This is a genomic window from Sphingomonas sp. ASV193, from assembly GCF_040203355.1.
Classification (GTDB): domain Bacteria; phylum Pseudomonadota; class Alphaproteobacteria; order Sphingomonadales; family Sphingomonadaceae; genus Sphingomicrobium.
In genome coordinates this window covers 275,327-289,250 of record NZ_JBEHBW010000004.1, presented here as the reverse complement: position 1 = coordinate 289,250, position 13,924 = coordinate 275,327, and the positions used below count along the sequence as shown (strand labels likewise).

Annotated in this window: 13 protein-coding genes; 9 read left to right on the top strand and 4 right to left on the bottom strand. The window is 61.2% G+C overall.

Annotated features, from left to right (window positions below):
- Nucleotides 1–76: 76 nt before the first annotated feature.
- The 4 genes from ABDK56_RS09880 to ABDK56_RS09865 are packed head-to-tail and all read right to left on the bottom strand — an operon-like array spanning nt 77 to nt 5,914.
- Nucleotides 77–550 (bottom strand): hypothetical protein, encoded by a 474-nt coding sequence (locus tag ABDK56_RS09880; RefSeq protein WP_349808094.1) that lies wholly within the window; start codon nt 548–550, stop codon nt 77–79.
- Nucleotides 547–3,120, bottom strand: a complete 2,574-nt coding sequence (locus ABDK56_RS09875) for an RHS repeat-associated core domain-containing protein (RefSeq protein ID WP_349808093.1) — start codon at nt 3,118–3,120, stop codon at nt 547–549. Before ABDK56_RS09875 ends, ABDK56_RS09880 begins: the two co-directional genes overlap by 4 nt.
- Complete coding sequence (locus ABDK56_RS09870) at nt 3,111–4,961, bottom strand: hypothetical protein (protein ID WP_349808092.1); 1,851 nt, start codon at nt 4,959–4,961, stop codon at nt 3,111–3,113. The genes ABDK56_RS09875 and ABDK56_RS09870 overlap by 10 nt, the downstream gene beginning before the upstream one ends.
- A gap of 41 nt (nt 4,962–5,002) precedes the next feature.
- Nucleotides 5,003–5,914 (bottom strand): Calx-beta domain-containing protein, encoded by a 912-nt coding sequence (locus ABDK56_RS09865; protein ID WP_349808091.1) that lies wholly within the window; start codon nt 5,912–5,914, stop codon nt 5,003–5,005.
- A gap of 314 nt (nt 5,915–6,228) precedes the next feature.
- On the opposite strand from ABDK56_RS09865, the gene ABDK56_RS09860 reads away from it, so the two are divergent.
- The 9 genes from ABDK56_RS09860 to ABDK56_RS13155 are packed head-to-tail and all read left to right on the top strand — an operon-like array spanning nt 6,229 to nt 13,847.
- Entirely contained in the window at nt 6,229–6,495 is a 267-nt protein-coding gene (locus ABDK56_RS09860) for a TrbC/VirB2 family protein (RefSeq protein WP_502959290.1), read from the top strand.
- A gap of 6 nt (nt 6,496–6,501) precedes the next feature.
- A complete protein-coding gene (locus tag ABDK56_RS09855) occupies nt 6,502–6,786 on the top strand; it encodes a VirB3 family type IV secretion system protein (protein ID WP_349808090.1) in 285 nt (94 codons plus the stop codon).
- On the top strand, nt 6,783–9,137 hold the full coding sequence (locus tag ABDK56_RS09850; RefSeq protein ID WP_349808089.1) for a VirB4 family type IV secretion/conjugal transfer ATPase: 2,355 nt from the start codon (nt 6,783–6,785) through the stop codon (nt 9,135–9,137). The genes ABDK56_RS09855 and ABDK56_RS09850 overlap by 4 nt, the downstream gene beginning before the upstream one ends.
- A complete protein-coding gene (locus tag ABDK56_RS09845) occupies nt 9,134–10,330 on the top strand; it encodes a type IV secretion system protein (protein WP_349808087.1) in 1,197 nt (398 codons plus the stop codon). Before ABDK56_RS09850 ends, ABDK56_RS09845 begins: the two co-directional genes overlap by 4 nt.
- Complete coding sequence (locus ABDK56_RS09840) at nt 10,327–11,112, top strand: VirB8 family type IV secretion system protein (protein WP_349808086.1); 786 nt, start codon at nt 10,327–10,329, stop codon at nt 11,110–11,112. Before ABDK56_RS09845 ends, ABDK56_RS09840 begins: the two co-directional genes overlap by 4 nt.
- Complete coding sequence (locus tag ABDK56_RS09835; RefSeq protein ID WP_349808085.1) at nt 11,109–11,453, top strand: TrbG/VirB9 family P-type conjugative transfer protein; 345 nt, start codon at nt 11,109–11,111, stop codon at nt 11,451–11,453. Before ABDK56_RS09840 ends, ABDK56_RS09835 begins: the two co-directional genes overlap by 4 nt.
- A complete protein-coding gene (locus tag ABDK56_RS09830; protein ID WP_349808084.1) occupies nt 11,450–12,505 on the top strand; it encodes a TrbI/VirB10 family protein in 1,056 nt (351 codons plus the stop codon). Before ABDK56_RS09835 ends, ABDK56_RS09830 begins: the two co-directional genes overlap by 4 nt.
- Entirely contained in the window at nt 12,502–13,491 is a 990-nt protein-coding gene (gene virB11 / locus ABDK56_RS09825) for a P-type DNA transfer ATPase VirB11 (protein ID WP_349808083.1), read from the top strand. Before ABDK56_RS09830 ends, virB11 begins: the two co-directional genes overlap by 4 nt.
- Nucleotides 13,488–13,847: a TrbC/VirB2 family protein gene (locus tag ABDK56_RS13155; protein ID WP_502959289.1), complete on the top strand. Its 360-nt coding sequence runs from the start codon at nt 13,488–13,490 to the stop codon at nt 13,845–13,847. Before virB11 ends, ABDK56_RS13155 begins: the two co-directional genes overlap by 4 nt.
- Nucleotides 13,848–13,924 lie beyond the last annotated feature (77 nt).

Genomic DNA, 13,924 nt, shown 5'->3' with positions numbered 1-13,924 from the left:
CGGTCTGTCTACTCGCTCGTTGCCGCATTCGAATCAGTACGTGGGAGAAATTGCGCATTCAAGCTCAACAATCTCCTCAATCGTCATGGGACGCGAGTTCAGAATCTCGATCGCTCGCGAAAACCGAGATGCATACTTCTCCGCTTTCGGCATCACAAAGCATGCGGGCTCTTGCCCCATCATCGCACCGAGCTACAATGACCGCGTTCCACCTAGCTGCTATGAATATTCCAATTTCACAAAGTTCTTCGAATTCAATTACATTGGGGAACAATGAATTTATTATAAGTAGATTTGACCAGTACTGAGCCTCGCTTTTAGTTTTTCCATATTTGAGTGAATCTTCGTATCTTCCAAGTTTATACAAAAACTCGTTCAACAGGACTCCGTCGACTTTGAAAAAATCCGGACAGATCAAGTTTGCTAACGATTCAACAGTCTCCAGAGACAAATCGATACTTGAGCATACATAAAACATATAGTCGTAAATCGAAAAGTCAGTTCCGTTCAAAACCTTCATCTCGTTCAGAGTTGCGAGTTTATCCGTCATTCGCCTTCGCCTGCGCTAGAGTCGACCGCGTCTTCCATAGTCTCGATGCCCATCTCGACGCCCAATAACGCCTCAACTTCCTCGCCCAGCGTAAGTTCACGACCGAGCGCCGCCTCTTCTTCTTCTTCGGCTGTCGCTGCTCGCACGGTATCCGTTGCGCTCGTTCTTCCGTTTGGCCCGGTGTGGTATTTCGTAATCTTTACATTCGGGCGCCTAATTGGGCCATGGGGCTTTCCGCTGCCGCGATACTGCAATATTGGCCTCCCTTGACTATCATATCTTACGAAACTGCCTTCGCGGCCTGGAGAAGTGTAGACGGTTCGGTCCGGCGGCCCCATCCCCGCCCTGCTCCGATTTCCAGTTACCACTATTTCGTTTGCACTTTGTGGCGGCCCGGCGGGTCCTGTCCGCGGAGACGGAGGTCTTTGAGGCGGCGTAGGTGCCGGCTTGATGAGTGAAGTTAACCAATCCCAGAAAGTTCCTTTCCCACTCGGATCACTCTTATCGACCGGATCGTCTCCGACGTATTCGTAGAGGTTGATCTGATCTTTGTATCCGATCGGATCGGTTTGCATGAACCGACCGAGGGTAGGCGAGTATAGGCGGGCCTTGTAGTGGTACATGCCCACCTCGGGCAGCCAGATCTGGCCGGTATAGCCGAACCGGCCATAGAGTGTCTGGCCCGACGCGGTCGTTTGCGGCACCCCATATTCGTCATAGGCGTTCTTGTTGAGCAGGGTGCCCGCGCTGTCGGTGACCGCGACGATCGAGCCCTTGCGATCGGGGATCAGGTAGCGAAGCGCCGCGGTGGTGACCCCACTGCCCTCGTACCAGGCGACCGGATCGTCGACGCTCGCCCCATGGACGTAACGGCGAAGCAGATTGCCGCTGCCGTCATATTCCGCGACCAGCTCGTCGCCATCGTACAGGAACCGGGTGGTCGCGGCGCCGCTCGTCACCTGGTAGAGGCGGCCCAGCGGATCGTAGCTGAGCGTGGCATTGAGCGTGCCGCCCGCGCTGACCAGGCGGTTCTCGATGTCATAAAGGTAGGTCGCGCTGCCGTCGCCGATCAGGTTGCCATTGGCGTCGTAGATGAAGGTGGCGCTGCCGGCGCTAATATACTGGTTGAGCCCGTTGACCCCATAAGACCGGTTCGCGTTGTACAGCGCCGTATAGGCATAAGCGTCGTTGTCGCGGCTCTCGCTCGTCAGCTGGCTCGCCGCATTATAGCCGAACGTCCAGGTCACATTGTTGGTCGTGCCCGCCAGCGTGTTGCCCAGCGACGTCAGCCGATCGATCCCGTCGTAGCCGAAGCCGATCGAGTTCACGCTCGCGCCCATTGCCGAGGAGCCCAGCAGCCCGCAGCTGGTGTAAACATAGCTCCTGACTGTTCCTGTCGCGCCGCTGATCCCGGTGATCCGGTCGAGCCCGTCGGGCGTATAGGTAAATTGCTGGCCGTCGGGATGGGTCACAGAGGTGCGCATCCCGTCGGCGTTCCAGCCATAGCTGAGCTGGCGGCTCACCCCGCCCATCAGCAGCGTGGTCGATGTCACCCGCCCGAACCCGTCGTAGACGCTGGTCAGTCCATCGTTGGTCGCCGCGGCCCCATCGAACCGGGCGTAAAGCGGATGGCCCTCGAGATCGTAGCCGTAATAGACGCTGCGGGTCGCGCTGGCCGGCAGGTCGGCGCGGGTCGGGACGTTCTTCACCGTCATCCGGTTGAGCGCGTCGTACGTATAGGTCAGCAGCGAGCCGTTGCGCTTTCTTAAGCTCGTCTGGTTGCCGTTCGGGTCATAGGCATAGGCCTCGTAATCCGCCGTATTCAGCGAACCTGCAGTCGTCTTCGACGGAAACGTCCATTGTGCCAGGCGGTCGAAGGCATCGTAGGCGTACTCAGCTATGTTTCCGTTGGCGTCGGTGACGTCCTTTTGCTTCCCGTTAGGAGTGTAACTGAAGGTTTCTTCATTGATCTGCGATGACGTCCAGAAAGCTTTCTGAACCTGCGTCAGCCGATCGGCCGCGTCATATTGATTGTAGGTGATTCGGTCCGGTCCGTTGGGGCCTTGAGTTGATGGATTGCAGGCACTGGTCGGAAGCGACTCGAAAACGGCCGAGTTCATCCGGACAGCGGAGCACAGCAATCGCCCGTGACCGTCATAGCTATACTGAGTGACGAGCGTACTACCGTCACTGCCTGTGACCGTGTCACGAATCTTCCGGCCCGCCGCATCGTAGATCGTCGTGGTCGACTGTTGGACCGTGAAGCCCGTCCAATTCGCGGGCGCGACTGACTCCGCCTGCCAGGAAACGAGCTCGCCCTTCTCAACCTTGACAAGGAGGCCGTCGCTGAAGGTGTTGCGAACAGCGGCATAATGCAGGGGGCCGCTGCCGTCAGGGTCGGGACTGATAGAGCCCACCAGGCGCCGATCCGCGTCGTAGCGATAGCCGGTCGTGTAGGCCGACGCAGCGCTTTGGGCTTGGGCCGGAGAAACCACCGTGACCGTCAACACAGCAATCAAACAACCAATGATTTGCGCGAAGTTTATCGCGCGGGGAAGCGTTAGGAACATGGCGTTGCTCCTTCGCCAAGCGGCTTGGTTTCCCAGATCTTGTTGCCGAGACCATCGTAACCGTAGCAGATTCGCTGGCTCGTGCCGCTTGCGGTGACGACGATCCCCTTGACCGTCAAATTGCTTCCGGTGCCGTTTGCGCCATATTCGTAAGAGGTGACGCGTTGCGGAGCGCCCGCGTCACAACTTGGCGTGTTGCTTCCGGCCACGGTCTGACACTGTGTTTGCGTAGTTACGACCCATATGGGCGTTGGGCCCGCGACGAGCGTCCCCGACGCATTTCGAAAATAGGGATAACGCGAAACCCAGGTCGTCACCTTGAGCGGTCGAGCCGCGCCCGGACTCGGCGCGGGATCCATTTCCGTCAGGACGCCGCCGTGTGCGGAATCGTAAGTATAATCGGTCTCGTTGCCGTTCGCGTCGGTCGTCGAGACCGGCCTGTTACAGGTCAATGGATTGTCGCACGTAGACGGAAAAGCCGCGGTGATCGCGATGGATCCGGTTCCCGATTTTGGCGTCGTCGTCACGGCAATGATATTACCCCGTGCGTCCCTAGTCAGGGCGACGGCATCGTTTTCCGGATGCGTGACGGATGCGGGCCGGGAGGCGAAAATATAGGATGTACCCTGGTAGCTCGAAGCAACATCCGCGCCGAGTTTCGTCTTGTTGCCGAGCGCATCTTGGACATAATCGACGATCGGCCCTGAACCGAATGTGCTGTGAGCGCTGAAGTAAGCCGCGCCCGCGGGGTCCGTTACCTGAATTGTATGCTGGGTCGATCCGTGTTCGGCGAGGTAAAGCGTCTCGTCGGGATAGGTGTAGCGCCAGAGTCCGCGATAGTCGGTAAAGGAGGTGACCCTTCCGGCTGCATCATAAGCAAGTTCGAATTCTTTGCCGTCGGGGCCCCTAAAATAGGTCAGACCGTCGCGCGTCGACCAGTCGACCGGGTTGCGGGGGTCGGTGTAGGTGTCGATGGGCTGTATCGAATATCGCCAGACATCCCCGCTCGCCGTGGTGACCTGCGTCCCAGTGACGCTCCGACCCGAAAGACCGCTCGTCCCGCTGAAATTCGAAAGGGATATCGTCGCGTCGACGCCATCGCACGCCGTCACCGCAACATCGCAGGTGTGATTGGCAAGGTTGACGACCGAAATTGACGTCGGAACGCCGCTCGCGAGATTATATTTCAGCGCGTAACCGCCGCTGCTCACCACACTCTGGATGGCGTAGCCCTGATAATAGTTGATGGTGATCGTTACGCCGTTCGGTCGCCTGATCGACAGGAGCTGCCCCAGTGTGACAACCGGTTGGGTCGTTTGATTGTACGAACTGAAGCTGTTGAGGATGCTGAAAGTGTAGATCGAACCGTCGCTGCCGGTAAAAATCCAGTTGGATCCGTTGTTCGTGAGCGATGTCCCTCGCCCCTGCAACTCCTTGCAGGCACCGTTCTGACAACCGGTGAAGATGGTCACGGCGCCCGCGATCTTCACCTGTGTCTGATTACCGGCGGCCGGGGGCCCCCAATAGCTGATCCAGCCATTGTACGGATCGGTGTCCGAGTGAGCAATGAACGACCAGCTCAAACCACCGATCGCGGGATCGCCGATCGACAGGAGCCGATCATTCCGTTCATAAAGCATGGTGGCAAGATCGACCCCCAGTTTATCGACCGTAAGATAGTCCGGAAGATCGTAGGAGGTGGGGCCGGCCGTCAGGGGTGACGTCTCAACAAGCAGCGAGGCGATAAGAAGACCAACCGTCCCGCGCCAAGAAGGGCGACGCGGTTGCTGTGGAAAAATTGGTTGCAGCGCATACCTCGCGCCCGCAATCTTGGTTGCCAAGCCAAACTGCGAGTTCGGCCGCGCTACGCATTTGACGCGATCTAGCCCGAGCATACTTTCAAATTCCCTGTTGTGGTGATCGTGACCGTGCCGGTCGACGTCGCGTTGAGGCTGTTCTTGACCGTGTAAGTCACCGTCGAAGTCGACGGCGTGCTGTCGGCGTCGATCAACAAGCTGCTGGCGGAATAGACAGACGCAGTACCGCCGTATCCCCCGGTCACGCTGATCACAGTCAAAGGCAGGTGACCGCCCGGATCCGTATCATTGTTGGTGACATTGAGGATCGCGGTGGTGTTGCACATCAGGCTGATGCTGTCCGGCTGAGTGACGGGCGGCTGGCTCTGAGGATCATTGTCGTTGATTGTTCCGGAAGCGCTCCCGATCGCGCCGTTGCCGACGACATTCGTGAGATTGATGTTGAAGGCCTGGGTTCCGATGTAGGTCGCGTCATCGATTGTCGGCACGCTGATCGTCTTTGCCGTGTCGCCTGACAGAAATGTCAAAATGCCGGAAGCAGATGTGTATCGAACACCGGCCGCGGCGGTCCCATCGGAAGTCTGATAAGCCAAAGAGATCGACCCTGGCGAAGATCCTGATTTCGTAACGGTGAAGATCGATGGGCTGCCTTCGGTGACGGGTCCGTTACTGACGATCGAGAAGGTCACGGCGGTTCCCGCGTTGGCGCAATTCAACGCGGTGGTGGAGGTGGTGACGTTGCTGCGATTTGATGCCGGATCATAAGCATAGCATGCCGTCGCCCCGTTATTAACGGTGCCGGAACTTGCTGCCTTCACAAGGCGCCCGTTCGCATCATAGATGTAGGATTTTGTTTCTCCGGCAAGCGAAGTACCGGAAAGCAATGCGAGCAGGCACCCGACAAAACATTTCCCGGTGCCTCGTCGAAGCGGTTTATCCGTCCTGAGCCGAATGACCGGCCAAGCGCCTAGGATCATTACCCTCCCCCTTTTCACCGACATCGTTGACGAATGCCCGAGCACTACCTACGCATTCGAATGAGGTGCGATTCGTACTATGAATCCAGTAAGTGAAGATTTTTGGCAAGCCCCTGCATCAGGTTATCGGCGGCGAGGAGCGAAACAGCGCCCGATCGACAAATTCGGGATTGGGGGCATGCGAAGGTGCGGCCTGTCAGGGCGGGCAACTATGGGCGAGCCCGGCTCGGCGGAATCCTTCAAAATCGGGTGGTTCGATAATGACTAGATCAGGAGGCATTCAGCCGCGGCTTCTGGTCTTAGCCGCGTCGATCTTGGGAACGGCCGAGCCGGCGCACGCGTCGCAAGTCGATCCTCAAGGTTCCGGCGTCTTCGTTTCCGCCCTCAACTGGATGCAGGGCACGTTGATGGGCACGGTCGCGACCGTAGCTGCAGTGATCGCCATCGCCGTGGTCGGCTTCATGATGCTGAGCGGCCGCGTGAACTGGCGCCACGGGGCTGTCGTCATCCTCGGTTGCTTCATCCTGTTCGGGGCCGCCAGCATCGTCGCCGGGATTCGCTCGGCCGCGACGCTGGGCTAGCTCGCCGTGCGGGGGCTCCAGCAGGATCGTCTGTTCGTCGCACTGACGCGGCCGCAGATGTTTGCGGGCGTCAGCTACAGCTTTTTTGTCCTGAACCTTATCCTGTCGGCCGAGCTTTTCCTGATCCTGCGCTCGCTGTGGGTTGTGGTCCTGGCCGGCCTCCTTCACGTGACCGGTATGCTGCTTGCGTTGCGCGAGCCGCGCTTTCTCGATCTTTGGCTGACACGTGTCAGTCGCTGTCCTCGGATCAAGAACTACCGCTTCTGGCAATGCCAGTCGTATAGGCCGTGAACCCAGAACTCTCATCTTTCGCGCGCGAAGTGCCGGTCTCCAGGCACCTCCCTTACGCGCGCCATGTCAACTCACGGACGATTGAGACGCAAGACGGGCGCCAGATGCAATTCATCCGACTGCGCGGCCTGTTGTTCGAGACCGAAGACGGGGACGAACTCGCCTATCGCGCAATACTGCGTGATGCGATGGTCCGCAGCCTCGGCTCATCTCGATACGCACTCTATCACCACATCGTCCGCCGACAGGTCGACGTTGGCCTTTCGACAGAATTCCCGGACGCGTTCTCGCGCGAGCTCGACCAGCGTTGGCGTGGCCGCTTAGCCTCACGCCAGCTCTACCAGAATGAGCTGACGCTGACGCTGGTTCGCCGGCCGATGAAGGGCCGGCTAGGCACGCTTGACCGGCTGGTTGGCCGGGTGGCAAGCAAAGCCGAGCGGCAGGCGACGAAGGCTGCCGAGCTTCGTCAGCTCCATGCGGCAAGTGAAGCGCTGATCTCGGCGCTCACAGCCTACGCACCCCGCTATCTCGAGGTTTACGAAAGCGGCGGCGACTATTGTTCGGAAGCCTTAGAATTCCTGGGCGAGTTGCTAAACGGGAACGACCAGCCCGTTCTCCTGCCGTATCAGAATATCGCCGACGGCCTGGCCCGCCGGCGGATCAGTTTTGGCGACCAGGCAATCGAGTTTGCGGCCGCGGGGGACGCGCCGCGGCAGTTCGCGGCGATGGTTTCGATCAAGGATTACGCGGGGCAGACCTCACCGGGCATGTTCGACGATCTGCTCCGCCTGCCGATCGCGATGACCGTCTCCCAGTCGTTCACTCTGGTCGAACGGCAAGCTGCGCTTGAAAAGATGAACCTCGCGCTGCGCCGTATGCGCTCGGCGGAAGACGAGGCCCTGAGCCTGCGCGACGAACTCACCCTTGCTAAGGACGAAGTCGCCGCCGGACGCGCAGGTTACGGCGAACATCATCTGAGCATCATGGTTCGGGGCGCCAGCCTTGACGAACTCGACGCAGGGGTCGCCGAGGTCGTCGCGGTGCTCGCTGATCTGGGTATTGTCGCGGTTCGCGAAGACGTCGCGCTGGAGCCGACCTTCTGGGCCCAGTTTCCGGGCAATTTCGCTTACATCGCCCGCAAAGGCCTGATCTCGACGCGCAACTTCGCCGGCTTCGCCAGCCTCCACAATTTCGCGAGCGGAAAAGCGCGCGGCAATCATTGGGGCGAGGCGGTCAGCCTGCTCGAGACAACGGCCGCCGGTCCCTATTTCCTCAACCTGCACCAAGCCGACCTTGGCAACTTCACGGTCATCGGGCCGTCCGGATCCGGCAAAACGGTGATACTCAATTTCTTGCTGGCGCAGGCGCGTCGTTTCGATCCGCGGATCATCTTCTTCGACAAGGATCGCGGCGCGGAGATCTTTCTTCGCGCCATAGGCGGACATTATGATCGACTCGTTCCTGGTGAACCGTCGGGACTCAACCCGCTGCGGCTGCCTGACACACCTGCCAACCGCCAGTTTCTCGCCGACTGGCTGACGTTGCTCGCCGGATCTGCTGGCGCAAGCGAGCTTGACCAGATCCACGACGCGATCGACGCCAACTACGCCGCGCCGGCTCGCCACCGCCGGCTCCGTCACTTGGCAGAGTTACTTCGCGGCGGCGAAAAGGCGCACGCGGCGGATCTCTACAGCCGGCTAAAGCCGTGGTGGGGCGATGGTCCCCACGCCTGGCTGTTTGACAATGCCGACGACCAGACCGATCTCGAGGCTCGCGTCGTCGGGTTCGACATGACGTTGCTGCTCGACGATCCGATCCTCCGCACGCCGGCGATGTATTACCTCTTTCATCGGGTCGAGGAGCGGCTCGACGGCAGCCCCGCCATCATCGTCGTGGACGAAGGCTGGAAAGCACTCGACGATCCGATCTTCGTTGCTCGCATCCGCGACTGGGAAAAGACGATCCGGAAGAAAAATGGTCTCGTCGGCTTCGCGACTCAGAGCCCGGAAGATGCGCTACAGAGCAAGATTTCAAGCGCGATCATCGAACAAGCCGCGACCCAAATCTTCACGGTCAATCCGAAGGCTCGCGAGGCAGACTATGTCGGCGGGTTCAAGCTGACCCCGCATGAATACGCACTTTTGAAAAGCTTGCCGCAGGAAGCGCATTGCTTCCTCGTTCGGCAGGGACAGGAAAGCGCGATCGTTCGACTAGACCTATCGGGCGAGAGGGATTTGCTCGCGATCCTGTCTGGCCGAGAAGCGACCGTCCGACGGCTAGACGAACTTCGCCGCACCCATGGCGATCGGCCCGCCGACTGGCTGCCGCAGTTGAAAGCATCCGCGGCATGATCGGCTCTTGTAGTCCCGATCCCAATGGCGCGTTCCTGACGACCACGCTGAGCGCGCTCGATTGCCAAGGCCGCACCATCGGCGCTTGGGGTTTTGCGAACATGGCCAGCAGCGGCATTGGCAACATCCTACTGTCGACCGCGCTGGCGTTGCTCATCGCGGTTGCCGGCATCCATCTGATGTTCGGCGGCAAATTGCAGAGCCGCGACATCGGCTGGGGATCGCTCAGGATCGCGCTGGTTCTGACGCTGGCGCTGAGCTGGCCCGCGGTGCGCCTCCTCGTTTATGACGCGGCGTTCGATGGACCTGCGGAGCTGGCCAGCGCGATCGATGGCAGTACCTCCAGCAACTCACCACCAACTCTGGCCCGGCTCGAGCGAGTCGATCAGGGATTTGTCGCCCTGAGTGCCGCTGGAACCGGCCGGGACGAGATGATGGGTTTGCGAACGGTCGACGGCCAGCCCTCGGCCGACGCGTTCCGCGGCATGCCGATCGCCGACCAGATCGCTCTCGGCGGGGCGCGCTTTGCCTATCTGTCGGGTTTGCTCGTCACCTTCGGGATCACTCGTCTAGGCGCCGGCTTGCTGATTGCCTTGCTGCCGCTCTTTGCCCCGCTGCTGCTGTTCGACACGACCCGAGCGCTGTTTGGAGGTTGGGTCCGAACCTTAGTGGGACTCGCGCTGGCCAATGCTGCCCTGATCGTGACGACCCGGCTCGAACTCTCGCTGCTCGAACCTTGGCTGCAGAACGCGCTAAATTTGCGCGCTTCCTATTATGCCACGCCGTCGGCGCCGACGGAGTTGCTGGTCATCACGGTCAGCTTTGGCGCGATCGGGCTGGGGATAGCCGCGTTGATGTTGCGCATCTGCTGGCAGTTCGCCGCGAGCCTAAGGGTCGCCGTCGATCAGGCCGTGGCGCCGGCGGCGACCCATCTCGCGATCCGGCCCGAGCGGGCGAACGCCGAACCCGCCCCTGAGCGCGTGGCGCACTCGATCCGCGAGACGATGATCGGCGCCAGCCTGGCGCGCGACGCGAACTATCGCGAACGCCTCGCCTCGAGCGACCGATCTCGCGGTTCCGGCGGGAGCGCCGCTCACGAGGAACTTGCCGGCGTGCCGGGCATCAATTCCTCTGCCAATAGCCCGCGCACCATTCGCGCCTCGCGCAGCCGCGCCCGAAGGGACAGTCAATGACCAAGGTCGCAAAGCCACTCGACGGCTATTTCGAGCAAGCCGCCACTTGGGCCGAGGATCGCCAGATCGAGATCGAAAAATCGCGTCGATTAGCGTGGCGGGTAGCGCTCGGCGCAGCCTTTCTCGCCGGCCTCGAAGGAATCGCGCTTGTCCTAATGATGCCGCTCAAGACGGTCGTTCCCTATACCCTGCTGGTCGACAAGCAGACCGGCTATGTCACCACGCTCGATCCGACCAAGCCGGTAACGATGACCGCCGATAGCGCGCTCACCCAATCCCTGCTCGCGCAATATGTCGTTGCGCGCGAGACGTTCGACGTCACGACGGTCAAGTCGGACTATGCCAAAGTGACCGCGCTTTCGAGTGGGGCGGCGCGCACGACCTATTTGGCGGCGATGAGCCCCGATAGTCCGACGAACCCGTTCCGGCTTTATCCGCGGACAAGCGTGGTCAGCGTCGAGATTCGTAGCGTCTCGCCATTGAGCAAGGATAGCGCGCTCGTTCGCTTTGCCACGCTCCGCCAGGATGAAGGCGCCGCCGCGCCGATTGCTCAGCCTTATGCGGCGGTGGTCAAGTTTGGATATTCGGGCGCGCCCGAGAGCCTCGCCCAACGTCTCGTCAATCCGCTCGGATTTACCGTCACGAGCTACCGGCGCGATCCCGAGGCGCCACTTTCCCCGTCTGTCATCACCTCCACCAATGTAGTCGGCGCCGTTCCCGTCGCCACCATACCCGTCACCGTCGTCCCCACCCCTACCCCGTCGCCGGGTCGAGCTCGATGAAACGAACGCCCGCCCTTCGGATGCTTGGGCTGTCGGCCTTCCTGGCGACTGCCGGGACGACTTGGGCGGCAACGCAGTGGCTCGGGCCTTGGCGGCTAACCGGCGCGACGGCTCTTTGGCCATCGCATATCAGCGACCAAGGTGGCGTCATCGCGCTCGACTGGCCCCACGATCGGGAAATGCCGGCAGTTTTTGCCGTTGAAGGCCGCGGCGATGAGGTTTTGGTCAATGGTCAGATGCGGGGAGAGCATTATATGCTCGACCGGCCGTACGCGGTGCTGATTTTTCGGCTCGGCAAGGATCAGGCCCGCGCTGAATATCGTCAGGGAAAGAAACCATGACGATCGTTTCGCGCATCCCAACCGAGCCGGAACATGCCAGTCGCCCGCTCGTGGCGCGCACGCCGCGGCGGACGCCGCTCTACGTGTTCATCGCAGTCCTCGGTCTCTTTGCGATCTACCTGTTCGCCAGCCTCAATGCCGCGCGAGTGAAGCGGGCTGAAGCAGAAGCGGGCGGGCCCATTGCCGTTCCCGACAGCGGCAGCGCGCCGGCGCTGGTCCTTCCACCAATCGAGGCTTCTCCATCGGCATTGCCGTCTCTCTTGCCCATCGCTTCACCGACCATCCGGAATACTGTGCCAACAGCGCTCGCGCCGGTCCCGTCGGGCCGCGTAGCAACCGCACCGCGAACCGTTGTTGTGCAAACCCCTGCGCCCTTTGTGCCGCCGGCCTACCCACCCGCCGCCATGCCACCGTTCGTTGCGCCGTCGCCGCCAACGACGAGCGGTCTTTCAACCAGCGGGCCCACGCGCGGCGATCCGTTTGGTCGGACTGGCTCGATGCCAATGGCCAATCCCTCCTTCACCATCGCCCAGGGGACGATGATCCCTGCCGTCCTCGAATCCGCGCTTAATTCGACCCATCCGGGGCCGGCGCGCGCTTTAGTCACGCGCGATGTTTCGGGGTTCGATGGCAGCCGCGTCCTGGTGCCTCGTGGCAGCCGTCTTTTCGGTGATTATTCGGGATCGGTCCGACAGGGGCAGAAGCGGGCGCTGATCAAATGGACCCGGCTGCTCCGTCCCGACGGCGTCTCGATCGCACTGGACTCACCGAGCGCCGACTCGCTTGGCCGCGCCGGGGTCGAAGCCCACGTGAATTTCCATGTGATGAGCCGCGTGGGTAATGCGCTGATTGGCGGAGCGAGCACGATTGGCACGGCGCTTCTGGGCGCCCGCCCGGCAACGACGGTGATCTTGAATTCGACGACAAGCACGGCGGCTCCGGTTCAAATCGGCGGCCGGGATGTCGCCCCCACACTGACCGTCAATCCTGGCGCCCGCATCGCGGTGTTCGTTGCCCATGATCTGGATTTCAGCCCGACGGACGCCAAATGAGCGCGGCCGTCGACGCGGTCTATCTTGACGCCTGGCTTGCGCCTTTCGCGTCGCTGCTGGCGGATCCGACCGTTACCGATATCGTCATCAATCGGCCCGGCGAGCTTTGGGTCGACCGGCTGGGACGGGCTCCTGTTTGCGAACCCGCTCCCGATTTGAGCAGTCGAGCCCTTGAGCGCCTATCGCGTCAAATCGCGGCCGCCTCGCATCAAGCGATCAACCGCGGTGCACCATTGCTGTCAGCGTCCCTACCAGGCGGCGAGCGCGTCCAAATCGTTGGACCGCCAGCGACCCGCGACGGGACCATCGTCGCCATCCGCAAGCAGGTTCTCCTGAACCAATCGCTTGCCGACTACGCGGTCCAAGGAAGCTTTGCAGGCTCGCCTTCCCAGACGAAAGACGATGCCGCCCTTCGTGCGCTCGCAGGACCCGGCCGCCAACACGACTTCCTCGCGCTTGCCGTCCGCCAGCGACGCAACATCTTGGTCTCGGGCGGGACGTCGACGGGAAAGACGACGTTCCTCAATGCCCTGCTCAAGGAAGTTCCGGACGACGAACGGCTGGTGGTGATCGAGGACACCCCAGAGTTGATCGTTCCTCAGCCGAACGCCGCCCTGCTCCTTGCGCGGCGTAGCCCGTTGGGGGAAGCGGAGGTGAGCGCTGACGATCTGCTCTCGGCTGCTCTACGCCTTCGCCCCGACCGGATTATCCTCGGCGAGATCCGCGGACCCGAAGCCTTTACTTTTTTGCGGGCGGTCAACACCGGTCACCCCGGCTCGATGACCACGGTCCACGCAGACACACCTGATCGCGCAGTCGAGCAGCTGGCCTTGCTGGTTCTGCAAGCCGGCTCGCGACTGTCGCGCGAGGACGTCAGATCCTACGTCGAAGGTATCGTTGACGTTTACGTCCAGCTTGCGCGGTTCGACGGACGACGCGTTGTCAGCGAGGTCCGGTTGGCGCAGCGGTTTGCGCGAGCGGCATGAGCGATCCGGCTTTTCTCGACGCAAGTGGGCATGAGGCTCTGACACAGTCGGCGGGCTGGGTCACGGCCCTGTTGTCGGGTCAGGCCACCGTCGCCCTAGGAGTGATCGCGGTCAGCTTGGTCGGATATCAATTCTTCTGGGGGCGAGTGTCTCCGCGACGCGCCGGAGCGGTCGTTGTTGGCTGTTTCATGCTGTTCGGAGCGAGCGTTATGGCGCAATCAATTGTCTCGACCTTCGGGACAGACGCGGCACCTCCCCCCACCCCGACAAGTTCGGCCGATGCGCAAGGATCCCCGCCCCTGAAACCGCCCGCGCAACTGGACCCCTATGCGGGAGCTTCCCTCCTCCGGCGGTAGCGCCGGACGCGCGAGAGAATCTTAGAACACGAGTGTTCTCATAGGCGCTCGCCCCGATCTAGATTGCTATGAATTCA

Excerpts from the sequence above, each read along its gene's own strand:
- ABDK56_RS09880 (WP_349808094.1), bottom strand. The coding sequence starts at position 550 with ATGACGGATAAACTCGCAACTCTGAACGAGATGAAGGTTTTGAACGGA.
- ABDK56_RS09875 (WP_349808093.1), bottom strand. The coding sequence starts at position 3,120 with ATGTTCCTAACGCTTCCCCGCGCGATAAACTTCGCGCAAATCATTGGT.
- ABDK56_RS09865 (WP_349808091.1), bottom strand. The coding sequence starts at position 5,914 with ATGATCCTAGGCGCTTGGCCGGTCATTCGGCTCAGGACGGATAAACCG.
- ABDK56_RS09845 (WP_349808087.1), top strand. The coding sequence starts at position 9,134 with ATGATCGGCTCTTGTAGTCCCGATCCCAATGGCGCGTTCCTGACGACC.
- ABDK56_RS09840 (WP_349808086.1), top strand. The coding sequence starts at position 10,327 with ATGACCAAGGTCGCAAAGCCACTCGACGGCTATTTCGAGCAAGCCGCC.
- ABDK56_RS09835 (WP_349808085.1), top strand. The coding sequence starts at position 11,109 with ATGAAACGAACGCCCGCCCTTCGGATGCTTGGGCTGTCGGCCTTCCTG.
- ABDK56_RS09830 (WP_349808084.1), top strand. The coding sequence starts at position 11,450 with ATGACGATCGTTTCGCGCATCCCAACCGAGCCGGAACATGCCAGTCGC.
- virB11 (WP_349808083.1), top strand. The coding sequence starts at position 12,502 with ATGAGCGCGGCCGTCGACGCGGTCTATCTTGACGCCTGGCTTGCGCCT.
- ABDK56_RS13155 (WP_502959289.1), top strand. The coding sequence starts at position 13,488 with ATGAGCGATCCGGCTTTTCTCGACGCAAGTGGGCATGAGGCTCTGACA.